The 12,985-nt window shown below is 70.8% G+C and carries 4 protein-coding genes; 1 reads left to right on the forward strand and 3 read right to left on the reverse strand.

Annotated elements, in window-relative coordinates:
* Positions 1-56 precede the first annotated feature (56 nt).
* From JK359_RS16695 to JK359_RS16705, 3 genes are read right to left on the reverse strand one after another with little or no spacing between them, the layout of a single operon-like run.
* Entirely contained in the window at positions 57-4,442 is a 4,386-nt protein-coding gene (locus JK359_RS16695; RefSeq protein WP_201836289.1) for a MupA/Atu3671 family FMN-dependent luciferase-like monooxygenase, read from the reverse strand.
* The gene (locus JK359_RS16700) at positions 4,439-9,505 is read right to left on the reverse strand and encodes a non-ribosomal peptide synthetase (protein WP_201836290.1); all 5,067 of its coding nucleotides are present in this window, start codon (positions 9,503-9,505) and stop codon (positions 4,439-4,441) included. Before JK359_RS16700 ends, JK359_RS16695 begins: the two co-directional genes overlap by 4 nt.
* A 15-nt stretch (positions 9,506-9,520) precedes the next feature.
* Complete coding sequence (locus tag JK359_RS16705; RefSeq protein ID WP_201836297.1) at positions 9,521-9,748, reverse strand: MbtH family protein; 228 nt, start codon at positions 9,746-9,748, stop codon at positions 9,521-9,523.
* A 1,171-nt stretch (positions 9,749-10,919) separates the two neighbouring features.
* Here JK359_RS16705 and JK359_RS16710 point away from each other — a divergent pair.
* Positions 10,920-12,887, forward strand: a complete 1,968-nt coding sequence (locus JK359_RS16710) for a SpoIIE family protein phosphatase (protein WP_201836299.1) — start codon at positions 10,920-10,922, stop codon at positions 12,885-12,887.
* Positions 12,888-12,985: the final 98 nt, after the last annotated feature.

A 12,985-nucleotide genomic window follows, 5' to 3' on the forward strand; every position in this document is an offset into this window, starting at 1 on the left:
TACTCACCCAAGGCCCCCCTCGGCTCGATGCCGTGTCGAAAAGTTCGCTGGCACGGTCACGCCCCCGTCCTGCCCGCTCGGCGTGCGGCGGCCCGTCCGGCGACGCGGCGGGCGGCGCCCCGTGCGGCGCCCGCGCTGACCGCCTCGTCGGGTCCTTCGGCCGGCTTGCGGTCGATGGCCTCGGCGAGTGCGCGTGCGGACGGGTAGCGGAACATGTCCACCAACGACAGTCCGCTGTCACGGTGTTCGAGGAGGCGCGCCCTGGCGACGACCACGAGCAGTGAGTTCCCGCCGAGGGCGAAGAAGCTGTCGTCAAGGCCCACCCGGTCCACGCCGAGTACCTCCCGCCACACGTCGGTGACCAGCCGTTCGGTCGCGTTCGTCGGCGGGGCGTACGCGGTCGTGCCCTCGGGCCGTGGGTCCGACAGGTCGGGCAGCGCCCTGCGGTCGACCTTCTTGTTCGGGGTCAGCGGCATCGCATCGATGGGGTGGAGGGCGCTGGGCAGCATGTAGCCGGGCAGCCGTGTCGCGAGGAAGGCGCGCAGTTCGGTGCCGTTCGTGGGCCGGTCGGTCGCCGGAACGTAGTAGCCGGTGATCCGTTGTTCCGCGCCGGTGCCCCGGATGACGGCGGCTGCCGAGCGGACGCCCGCGTGTTCGGCGAGCGCCGACTCGATCTCGCCGAGTTCGATCCGGTGGCCGTGCAGCTTGACCTGGTCGTCGAGTCGGCCGAGGAATTCGAGTGCGCCGCCGGGCGTCCAGCGGGCCAGGTCGCCCGTTCGGTAGACGCGTGCGCCGGGCCGGCCGGCGAACGGGTCGGGCTGGAAGCGTTCGGCGGTCGCCTCGGTGCGGTTGAGGTAGCCGCGGACCACGCCGTCCCCGCCGAGCAGCAGTTCTCCGGGTACGCCCGTCGGGCACAGCCGCGTGTCGCGATCGACCACGTAGGCCCGTACGTTCGCCAGCGGCCGCCCGATGGTCACCGGGCCGCCGTCGGGCGGGATCTGGGACGTCGTCGCCCAGACCGCGGCCTCGGTCGGCCCGTACATGTTGTGGACCGTGCCTGCGACGGTGTCGGCGAGTTCGCGGGCCAGGTCGGCGGGGAGCGCTTCGCCGCCCACCAGCAGCCGGGCGAGCCGGGGCAGTTGGGTGCGCGTGTCCTGGTCGGCCAGCAGGGCGCGGGCCAGCGAGGGCGTGCACTGCAGGTGCGTGACCGCGTGCTCGCGCAGTTGTTCGGCGATCGGTTCCTCGGCCGTTGCCAGCGCGGCGTTCCTGCGCTCCTCGGTGATCTCCCGGACGGTGGTCAGGTGGGTCAGGGCGTCGAGTGCCGCCTTCTCCTCGACTCCGAAGTCGATCAGGCAGGCGACCTCGTCGACGCCGGCGGCCTTCATCCTGTCCACCATGTCGGCGCAGACCTGCGGTGTGCCGAGCAGGCTGGCGGTGGCGAAGAACCGGTCGAATGCCCGGTCGACAAGTTCCCGCAGTTCCTCTGGGGGCAGCGCCTTGAAGTCCTCGGCGCTTCCGGTGGTGGTGCCGAGCGAGGCGATCAGGTCGAAGGAGGTCTCCAGGTACCGGCTCATCGGTTCCCGTACCAGCTCGCGCACCTCGTCGATGTCGGGACCGACGAACGTGTGGACCATGACCACCACGTGGCCGTCCCCGGGTCCGTGCCCGTGCTCGCGCCAGGTCTTGCGGTACAGCGCGATCTTCTCGGCCAGTTCCTCCAGGCTGTGCCCGAGGAGATGGGTGAGCACCCCGGTGCCGGCCTCGCCCGCCATCCGGAAGGTTTCCGGGTGCTTGGCGCTGGTCAGCCACACCGGCAGCTCTGGCTGGACGGGCCGGGGGTAGACGCCGACCTCGACCTCGGCGCCGACGCCGTTGCGCCGCGGCACCTTCTCGCCGCGCCACAGCCTCCGGACCTCGGCGAGGCCTTCCATCATCAGCTGCTTGCGCTTGTCGTACCGGTCCGGTGCGAGCGTGAAGTCGTTGGCGTGCCAGCCGGATGCGAGGGAGATGCCGACCCGGCCGGCCGAGATGTTGTCCACGGCGGACCATTCCTCGGCCACCCGCAGCGGGTCGTGCAACGGCAGGACCACGCTGCCCGCACGCACCTGGACCCGCTCGGTGACCGCGGCGACGGCCGCCGCCATCACCGAGGGGTTCGGGTACAGTCCGCCGAACTGGTGGAAGTGGCGTTCGGGGGTCCACACGGCCGTGAAGCCGTTGCGGTCGGCGAACTTCGCGCCGTCGAGCAGCAGTCGGTAGCGGTCGTCGGAGCTGGCTTCGGAGTCGCTGCCGAAGTATAGCAGGCTGAAGTCGATGTGGCGGGCGCGGGCCAGGGCCACCGCGTCCGGCTGCGCGGCGGCCGGGGCCGACGGCAGGGGCGGTTCACGGCGCAGCACGATCCGGTGGCCGTGTGTCAGCGCCCACAGCAGCTCGACCACGGAGATGTCGAAGGAGACGCTGGTCACCGCGAGCCAGGTGCTGGGCTCGTCGGCGCCGAAGACGTCGTTCATGCCGGCGAAGAGGTTGGCCACGTTGCGGTGGGTGACCATGACGCCCTTGGGCTGTCCGGTGGATCCGGACGTGTAGATCACGTACGCCAGGTTGTCGGCGGTGATCGCCGGGGGCTGGTTGTCGGGCCGGCTGTCCGGTGTTCCGGCCAGGTCGGGGACCACGACGTGGGCGGCGCCGAGGCGGCCGGCGGCTGCGGCGGAGCCGGAGTCCGCGACGACCAGTCGTACGCCGGCGTCGCCGACCATGAACGCCAGTCGGTCGCGCGGGTAGTCGGGATCCAGCGGGAGGTATGCCGCGCCCGCTTTGAGGATCCCCAGCAGGGTGACCATCAGCAGGGATGTACGGCCGAGGTGGACGCCTACCGGCTCGTCCGGTGCCACGCCGAGTCGGCGCAGCTGGCCGGCGAGCCGGTCCGCGAGCTTGTCGAGTTCGCGGTAGGTCAAGGTGGCGTCAGCCGCGACCACGGCGACCGCGTCGGGTGTCGCGGCCACTCGCTGCGCGAGCAGTTGGTGCACCAGGGCGTCGGGGGTCTCGGCCTGGGTGCCGGTCTGCCAGTCGGTCAGGGTGGCCAGCTCGTCCGCCGGCAGCACCGCCAGTTCGTCGACGGGGCGGTCCGGGGCGTGCGCGGCGGCGGTGATGACGGTGACGTACCGTTCGGCGATCCGCTGGGCGGTCGTGGCTTCGAACAGGTCCGTGCTGTACTCCAGCCGGCCGGTCACGCCGGCCGGGGTCCGCGTGAGGCTCAGTGTGAGGTCGAACCTCGACGCGCCGGTGTCGCCCAGCACCGGCTGCACCTGGCAGCCGTCCAGGCGCAGCCCCGTTCCTTCCTCTTCGTACCGGTAGCTGAACAGCACCTGGAACAGCGGGTTCTGGGCGAGGTCGCGGTCGGGGTGCAGCTCTTCGACGAGTTTCTCGAACGGTAGGTCCTGGTGGGCGAGCGCTCCCTTGACTTCCGCCCACAGTCGCTGGATCAGCTCACGGAACGTCGGGCCGGAGGCGAGGTCGCAGCGGAGCACCAGGGTGTTGGTGAAGAATCCGATGAGGCGGGCCAGTTCGGGCCGTTCCCGACCGGAGACCGGGGTGCCGACGACGACTTCGTCCTGGCCGGCGTGCGCCCGTAGGAGTACCGCGAAAGCGGCGAGCAGGACGCTGTAGAGCGTGACGCCTTCGGTCCTGCCCAGCTCTTCGAGGCGCTGGACCGATGCGGGCGGCAGCTCGAAGGTGAGCGCGGCGCCACGGTAGCTCTGCACCAGCGGGCGGGTGTGGTCGGTGGGCAGATGCTGGGTGGGCATCCCGGCCAGCCGCTCCGTCCAGTACGCCAGCAGCCGGTCCAGCTCGGGTCCGGCCAGCGTGCTCTGCTGCCACTCGGCGAAGTCGGCGTACTGCATGGGCAGGTCGGGCTCGCGGTGTTCCTGGCCGGTCAGGGCGGCCCGGTAGTGGACTTCGAGTTCCCTGCCGAGTGTGCCGACCGATGCGGCGTCGCAGGCGAGGTGGTGCACGGTGAGCAGCAGCCGGTGCTGCTGCTCACCCAGGCGCAGCAGGCGGGCGCGGATGACCCGGCCGGCCACCAGGTCGAAGGGGGCGCCGGCTTCCTCGTCCGCGAGCCGCGACGCCTCTTCCGGTGTCCGGCCGGGTGCGGTCAGGTCGATGACGGGTATGGACACGGGGGCGGGCGGCAGGACGACCTGGTGGGGGGTCCCGCCGGTGGAGCGGAAGGCGGTTCGCAGGATCTCGTGGCGCCGCACGATTTCGGTCAGCGCTTGTTCGAGCGCGGTGCGGTGCAGTGGCCCGGTGATGTCGTAGCCGAGCGGGACGTTGTAGACCGAGCTGCCCGGCTGCAGCTGGTCGAGGAACCACAGTCGCTGTTGTGCGTACGACAGCGGAGCCGAATTGTTCTCTTCCCCGGCTTCCGGTTCGATGGCTCCGCTCACTGTTGCACCTCGGTTTCCTGTGCGTCGCGCAGGAGCGACTCGCCTTTCTCGTCACTGGGCCGGTCGGACTCGGAGGGCGGCCGCACGGCGGTGCGGCGGTTGCGCGGCGTGATCGGGGCGGGGCCTGTTCTGGCTCCTGTCGTGGCGGCGGTCACGGCGTCCGCCAGGCTCGCCACGGTGGGTCGCTGGAGGAACGTGGAGATCGGGACCTCGACGCCGAAGGCCTCATTGACCTGGGCCACCAGCCGGGCCGCCAGCAGGGAGTGGCCGCCGGCGCGGAAGAAGTCGTCCGCGCGCCCCACCGGCTGGTCGTGGAGCAGCGCCGAGGCGAGCCGGGCGACGCGTTCTTCCGTCGGTGTCCGCGGTGCCTGCTCTGCCTGGGGTTCGGCCGGGGTGTTCGGTGTCAGGGCGGCCAGCGCGTCGTGGTCCACCTTGCCGTGTTCGGTGAGCGGCAGGGCGGGGAGCAGCACGATCCCGTCCGGGACCATGTACGCGGGCAGCCGGTCCTGGAGGAAAGCCAGCAGCTTCTCCTCGGGGGTGGTTCCGCTGGGCCCGTCGGTGCAGGCGTATGCCGTGAGCGAGGCTTCGGCTCCGGCCGCGAACGCGCGGGCGACGACGACGGCGTCCCGGACGTCCGGGTGCTCCATGAGTGTTGCCGCCACTTCTCCGGGCTCGATCCGGAAGCCCCGGATCTTCACCTGTTCGTCCGCGCGGCCGAGGAATTCCAGCTGGCCGTCGGGGCGCCAGCGGACCAGGTCGCCTGTGCGGTACAGGCGTGCGCCGGGTTGGGCGGCGAACGAGTCGGCGAGGAAGCTCTCTCGGGTGAGTTCGGGGCGGTTGACGTAGCCGCGGGCCACTGCCGTGCCGCCGAGGTACAGCTCGCCGCGGACACCGGTGGGCACGGGCTGTCCTTCGGCGTCCAGCACGTGGGCGTCGACCCCGCTGATCGGCCTGCCGATGGGCGGGCGCAGTCCTGCCGGGTCCGGTGGGACGAGGCCCGCTGTCGCCACCACGGTGTTCTCCGTCGGTCCGTAGTGGTTGAACAGCTGGAACGGCAGGCCCTCGGGGGGCGCTGCCGGCAGCACGTCGCCGCCGGTCAGCAGCTTGCGCAGTGCGGTGTCGGCCGGCCACGGTTCGGTCAGTACGGCTGCGGCGAGCGGGGTGGGCAGGAATGCTGCGGTGATCTTCTCGTCGCCGAGCCAGCGCACCAGTTCCGCCGGGGCGGCCCGCAGTTGCGGCGGGACGACGTGGAGGGTGGCGCCTGCCGCGAGAGTGGGCCAGATCTCCCACGTGGACGCGTCGAATCCGGGGCTGGCGAACAGTGTGGTGCGGTCCGCCGGATCGAGCGCGTACTCGGCTATGTGCCAGGCGACCAGGTTCGCGAGCCCCCGGTGTTCCAGTGCGACGCCCTTGGGCCGGCCGGTGGATCCCGAGGTGTAGATGAGGTAGGCCAGCCGCTCGGGGGTGAGTTGGTCCGCGTGGACCGGCTCGTCGGTGGTGTCGGCGTCCAGGTCGAAGACGTGCAGGCTCTGCGCGGAGGCCGGCAGCTGCAGCCGTGTACGGGGCGTGGTGAGGATCCGGCGTGCGCCGGCGTCCTGCAGGATGAAGGCGATTCGCTCGGCCGGGTAGCTCGGGTCCACGGGCAGGTAGCATCCGCCGGCCATGAGCACCGCGAGTTCGCCGACGACCAGCTCGGGGGAGCGATCGGCGTACACCGCCACCGGTTCCTCGGCGGTGGTGCCGGACTCGCGGAGGCGGTGGGCCAGTGCGCCGGCGCGCTGCCACAGCTGTCCGTAGCTGAGCTGCCCCTCGGGCCAGCGCACCGCGGTGGCGTCCGGTCGCGTCTGCACCTGCCGTGCGATCAGCTCGGTCACCGGCTGGGTGTCGGCCGCGGAGGGCCCGTGGGCCCAGCGGTCGAGCTGGTCCGCTTCCGCGTCGGGGAGCAGGCGCAGGGTGCCCACGCGTGCCTGCGGCCGGGCCACCGCGTCGGCGAGGAGGGTCAGGTAGTGCGTGACCATCCGCTCCATGGTGGTTTCGTCGAACAGGTCGGCCGAGTGCTCCCAGATCATGGCGAGGTCGTCGTCCTCGGGGCGGGGCGCTCTGCCGAGGCGCTGTTCGGCCCGCGGGATCACGATCACGTTGAGGTCGGCCTTGGCCGAGTTGTTCGAGCGTTCGGTGACCCTGCCGGTGAGCCCGCCGAAGTCGATGTCGGGCACTGCGGAGTCGTGGAAGCTGAACATGACCTGGAACAGCGGGGTGCGCGAGGGGTCGCGGGCCGGGTCGATCGCGTCGATCACCGCGTCGACGGGGGTGTCCGACCAGGCCAGTGTCTCGGCGACGCTCTGGCGCACCTGCGCCAGCAAGTCGCTGAACGGCTGGTCGGCCGACACCTTGGTGCGCATGACCAGTGTGTTGACGAGCATGCCGAGCAGCGGTTCCAGCTCGGGCACGTTCCGGTTCGCCGCACCGGTCCCGACGAGCATGTCCTGCTGTCCGGTGTAGCGGTACAGCAGTGCGGCGAAGCCGGCGTACATGGTGGAGAAGAGCGACACCCGGTTCTCGCGGCTGAAGGCGCGCAGCTGCCGGGCCAGTTCGGCGGGGATCCGGATCCGCGGCGCCCGGCCACGGAAGGTCATCACCGGCGGCCGCGGCCGGTCGGCGGGCAGTTCCAGCGTGTCCGGGGCGCCGGCCAGGCGGGCGGTCCAGTGGTCGACGTGCGTGCGCAGCACTTCACCGCGCATCCAGTCCCGCTGCCAGATGGCGTAGTCCGCGTACTGGACGGGGAGTTCGGGCAGCGGTGACGGTTGTCCGGCGACGAAGGCCGGGTAGAGGGCTCGGAACTCGGACAGGAACACCGAGAGCGACCAGCCGTCGTGGACGAAGTGGTGTTCCACGTGGAGGAAGGTGTTGTGCCCGTTTCCGTGGCGCAGCAGTACCCATCGGGCCAGGGGCGGCTTGGTCAGGTCGAACGGCTCGCGCAATTGTGCGGCGACGACCTCGTCGGCCTGTTCGGCCGGGACGTCGAGCACCTGCAGCGACGCCTTGGCCTGCGCGAGCGGGCGCTGGTAGCCGACTCCGCCGACGGATACGAAGGCGGTGCGCAGGACCTCGTGGCGGCGGACGATCTCGTCGAGCGTCGCGCGCAGGGCGTCGACGTCCACGTCACCCTGCAGGGACACCGTGGCCTGGAAGTTGTAGGCCAGGTTGCCGGGCGAGAGCTGTTCGAAGAACCAGACCCTCTCCTGCGGCAGGGACAGCGGGATCGGCCTGTTCCGGTCGGCTCGGCGCACCGGCGGTGCGGTCGGGGCGATCGCCTGGGCGGCGGGCTCGGGGCCGTTGCCTTCGGTCGCGGCGGCCCGCTGGTCGATGATCGCCGCGAGGGCTGCGACGGTGGGCGCGCCGAACAGCTCGGGCACGCTCACCACGGCGTGCAACTCCGCGGTGATACGGGCCGCGAGCCCAGCGACGAGCAGCGAGTTCCCGCCGAGGGCGAAGAAGTCGTCGTGAACGCCGACTGCCGTGCCGCCGAGCAGCCCGGCCACGATCCTCGCCAGTGCCGCCTCGGTCGCGGTGCGGGGCGGGACGGCGGTGTCGGCCAGGCCTGCCGCTGTGCGGTCGGGGGCGGGCAATGCGGCGCGGTCGACCTTGCCGTTGGGGGTCAGCGGCAGCGCGGGCAGCACGACGACCGCCGCCGGCACCATGTAGCTGGGCAGCCGGGCCGCGACGAACTCGACCAACTCGGCCGTGGGGACGCTGGTGACCACATAACCGACCAGGCGCGCATCCGGGCGGCCGGAGTGTTCGACCGCCACGAAGGCGTCCCGGACACCGGGGTGCTGCTTGAGGACAGTGGCCACCTCGCCGGGTTCGATCCGGAACCCGCGGATCTTGGCCTGGTCGTCGTAGCGGCCGATGTACTCGAAGACCCCGTCGGGACGGCGGCGGACCTTGTCGCCGGTGCGGTACATGCGCTGTCCGGGGGCACCGATGTCGGGCACGAACGCCGCCGCGGTGCTCGCCGGGTCGTGCAGGTATCCGCGCGCCACGCACGCGCCGGCCAGGCACAGCTCGCCGGCCTCGCCGTCGGGCACCGGGTCGAACCCGTCGAGCACGTAGCAGCGCACGCCGTCGACGGGCACGCCGATCGGCGGCGGCACGGGGCCCCCGGGCAGGACCTCGCCGGCCGTCACCTTCACCGTGCCTTCGGTCGGCCCGTAAAGGTTGATCACGGTGAACGGCAGCCCGTCGGGCACGCCCCGCTGCATCGCCGAGCCGCCGGTGTGCAGGTACCGGAGCACCGTGTGCGGGGGCCAGGTCTCGTCGAGGACGACCTCGGCCAGCGGAGTGGGCAGGAAGGTCACAGTGATCTGCTCGTCGGCCAGCCAGGCGGTGAGCGCGGACGGCGAGGTGCGCACCTCGGCGGGCGGCACCACCAGTGTGGCGCCGGCGGTCAGGGTGAACCAGATGTCCTGCACGGACACGTCGAAACCGGGACTGGCCAGCAGGGTCGAGCGGTCCTGGCGCCGCGTACGGTAGGTCTTGTGGTGCCAGCGCATCAGATTGGCCAGGCTCGCGTGGGTCACCGCGACGCCCTTGGGCCGGCCGGTGGAACCCGATGTGTAGATGACGTAGGCCAGTGCGTCGCCGTTCGGGCCAGGCGGTGCCAAGGCGGTCACCTGGGACGGTTCCTTGGTCAGGTCGACCAGCAGGACGTCGTCGCCCAGCGGTGCCCCGCCGGACACCAGCGGCGCGGTGCTGAGGACCGCGACGGCGCCGGAGGCCTCCAGCAGTTGGCGGATCCGCGCGGCCGGGTGGGCCGGGTCCAGCGGCAGGTAGGCCGCGCCCGCCAGCAGGACGGCCAGTTCGCCGACGACCAGTTCCGCCGACCGGTCGGCGTAGACGGCCACGACGCTGTCCTGGCCCACCCCCCGCTCGGTGAGTTCGGCCGCCAGAGCGGACGCGTGCGCGGCAAGGCTTCGGTAGGTCAGCCTCAGGTCACCGTCCTGCACCGCGACCGCATCGGGTGCCTCGGCCACCCGGGCGTGGAATTCATTGAGCACCATCTCGCACGTCATCCTTCACTGCTGAGAGTGGGTGGCTGAAACGGATTCCTGCGCGGCCCGGCGCAGACTCAGCGGACGCATGTCCGTCCAGGCCTCGTTGATGTGGGCCAGGCATTCCGCCTTGGAACCGCTGACACCGCCGCTGCTCCAGCCGAGGGGCAGGTCGCGGTCGGCGGGCCAGATCGAGTACTGCTCCTCGTCGTTGAGTACGACCACATAGGAGTGGGTGTCGTCGCCGTCCATGGGTTCCTCCGGTTCGGCGGGATACGGGGTGGTTTGCTGCTGGTCGCGCCCCTGCGGCCGTCATTCCGGGCGTCGCGGCCGTGGGCACGCGCACGGCGGCCACTGCGGGCGCTGCGGGCGCTCTGGGCGCTCTGGGCGCTGTGGGCGCTGTGGGCGCTGCGGGCGCTCTGGGCGCTGTGGGCGCTCGCGCCGCGGGAGGCCGTGACGACTGAAATGGATGCGGAGCCTCACAACCGTTCCTCCGCGTGAGGCCCGGAAACGGCCGACCGCCTCGGCACCGTCAAGGCAACCGTGCCGATTCCGCACTCGCTGACCGGCGAGCACTGGATGCTTGCGGACACCGAGGCCACGGCCGTCGGCGAACTACCGCCCCCCATGCGTTCCATTCCGACAGCATGGGTCGCATTGGTTCGCGCCGATAGAGTATGGCAATTACTCCGGTAGTCCGTTAATTCAAGGATTGGGTGGATAGGCGGACTTCGCCGGCGAAGAAGACCTCTACGTCGGGCCGCGCTCGGGGTCCCGGGCACGTGCATCCACGGAGAGGCGGTGCGGCCAGCTGAACTCCGTCCCGTCTTCCTGAGGTTCGGTGTGCCAGGCAGTCTCATAGCCCCAGTAGGGGAGAAGGCCGCCGGCCACGAAGCACGTCACCACTGCGGACATTGGCAGCGACCCCGGTCAGCGGTACGCGGCGGCCCACTCCCTCCGGGACGGCAGCGAGAGATCGAGCCCCTTCGCCTCTGCCCGCCCAAGGATCTGCTCGACCGGTTTCTGCAGTCACAGCAGCGCTGCGCTTAGCCGGTACCGACACGGAAACACTCCCCCAAGACCCTCACCACTCTGTGTGACGATGACGACACAGAGGGTGGATGCCGGGTCTGGCCATGGGAAGCCAGGCCGACGGCCAGAAGAGTCGACGCCCATCGCACGGGCGCGGGGTGGAGAGAAGCGGGGTCGACGCGCAGGTGGCGCAGGACGTCGTCGATGCTCACCACCACTCCTCTTTCCACGGACTCAGCGACTCGGCAGCCGCGCCCCGGACTGCCCCCGCCAAGTTCCCGCCGTCGTCACTCGGCGTAGACGGTCAGACACCCCTTTTATTGATACATCACGGCAAAATGCGCGAATATAGCTGAAGAGGCTGTTTCGGTATGCGCCACGGGAGCCGCAGATGGACGCCTTGGACGAATTTCATCGAAGCGCTTGCCCATCGGCTCTTCTGACGCTGGACAGTGCCGTGCACGACCTCAACGCTGCTATGGCCACGGCGCTGGGCAGACCGGCGGAGCAGTGCCTGGGGCGTGACTTCGGTGATCTGTGGCCCGCGAGCCAGCGGAGGTCGGCCGAAAATCTGGTGGCCCACGCCGCCAGGGCGGATGCGGTCGCAATGCGGGAGCTGGAGTTTCCCGGGCGAGACGGAGTACCCATTGCCTGTTTGCTCGAGGCGCGACGAGTGAAGGATCCCGCCGGTGACAAGCAGCTGATGTGGGTGCGCGTCCTGGATACACGAAACGACCTGGCCAGCTTGCTCATACCGTTCCGGCTGGCCGTCGCGGCCGCCGGCCTTGGCTTGTGGATGTATTCACCCGAGAAGGACCGGATGGAGTGGCTCGGCGGCCTCCCCAGCCTGGTCGCGCTCATCCCGGATCCGACTGCGCCGATGTCCAGAGTGATCTCGGCAGTGCACCCGGACGACAGGGAGGCCTTCTGGCAACTGCTGCACTCGACCTCCTTCCAGCAGTCCCCCTGGCTGAGGCTGCGGTACCACACCCCGCGCGACGGCTGGCACCAGCTGGCCGTTCAAGTCCGCCGGCTTCAGCTGGGCTTTGACGGCCCCGAACGGATCTTCGTGGTGGTCCGCGACGACACCACCCAGGAGAAGCGGAAGCAGAAGGCGCAGGCCGCGCTGACTGCCGAGCGGCAGCGCGCCAAGGACACCGCCGACTTCTCCTCCGCCTTGATCACCGCAGCCTCGGAGCAGGAACTGCAGCAGGTCGTCCTGTCACGGCTCGCCGCGACCTTCGGCGCCGGCGCCGCCGTGCTCGCACTCGTCGACGACAGCCGCCTGCGCATCTCCACCGATGCCAGGATAGACATGCGCGAGGTCAAGGCCCTGCACGGTCTGCGGCTGGACCAGCCGACCCCGCTGTCCGAGGCGATCCGTACCGGCGAACCGCAGTTCATCACCGACCGGGACGACTTCACCCGACACTGGCCGCACGCCCCGCATCTGCGGCTTCTCCGGCTCGGCTCCGACTACGCCATCTCCATCACCCCTCTCAGCGAACCCGGCGATCAGCCGCTCGGGGCCTGGGCGATGCTCTACCCCCGCGGATACCTGTCGCCCGTGGAGGAGCAGATGCTCGTGGGCACGCTGGCCGACCTGGCCGGCCAGGCCCTCAAGCGGATCAGGTTGCAACAGGCACACGTCGAGCTGGCCACCGCGCTGCAGCAGACCATGCTCCCCGCGCTGCCCGAGCACCTTCCGGGTCTGGAGGTCGCCGCCCGCTACCACCCCAGCCAGGTCGGGCTGGACATCGGCGGAGACTGGTACGACGCCTTCATGATGCCCGACGGCGCGATCGCACTGGAGATCGGCGACGTCCAGGGGCACGATGTCGACGCCGCCGCCGTCATGGGACAGGTCCGCCTGTCCCTACGCGCGATCGCCGCCCAGGAACCGGATCCCGGTACCGTACTGACCCGCACCAACGAGCTGCTCGTCACGACCGCCCCCGCACGATTCGCCAGCTGCACCATGCTGCACATCGACCCGCGCGATGGACAGGTCACCGGCACCAGCGCCGGCCACGTGCCACTGCTGTGCGCACACAGCGACGGCAGCTACAAGGTCCGCGAGCTGCCGGGCGGGCCGGTTCTGGGCGTCCTGTCCGGCACCGAGTACCGCGAGGAGGTCTTCGCCCTGGACGACGACAGCGCGCTGGTCATGGTCACGGACGGGGTGGTCGAAGGACCGGGCCTGACGCTGGAAGCCGGACTGGAACGCGCCGGGACACTGGCCGCCCAAGCCGTCCACGACGGACTGAACTCCGAGGAGACCGCTGACCGCATCCTCGACGCCGCGCTCGCGGTCGACCACCTCGACGACGTGGCCGTGCTGGTCATTCGACGCGCATGACGACCGAGCGCAGAGGGCACAGTCGGCATCTGTTCGCACTGCCGCGGACTCCGGGTCGAGGGCCGTCACGCCGCCTCCTCCTCGGCCGTTCCTGAGCG

Source organism: Streptomyces actinomycinicus (assembly GCF_016741775.1).
Lineage (GTDB): Bacteria > Actinomycetota > Actinomycetes > Streptomycetales > Streptomycetaceae > Streptomyces > Streptomyces actinomycinicus.

Excerpts from the sequence above, each read along its gene's own strand:
- JK359_RS16710 (WP_201836299.1), top strand. The coding sequence starts at position 10,920 with ATGGACGCCTTGGACGAATTTCATCGAAGCGCTTGCCCATCGGCTCTT.
- JK359_RS16700 (WP_201836290.1), bottom strand. The coding sequence starts at position 9,505 with ATGGTGCTCAATGAATTCCACGCCCGGGTGGCCGAGGCACCCGATGCG.
- JK359_RS16705 (WP_201836297.1), bottom strand. The coding sequence starts at position 9,748 with ATGGACGGCGACGACACCCACTCCTATGTGGTCGTACTCAACGACGAG.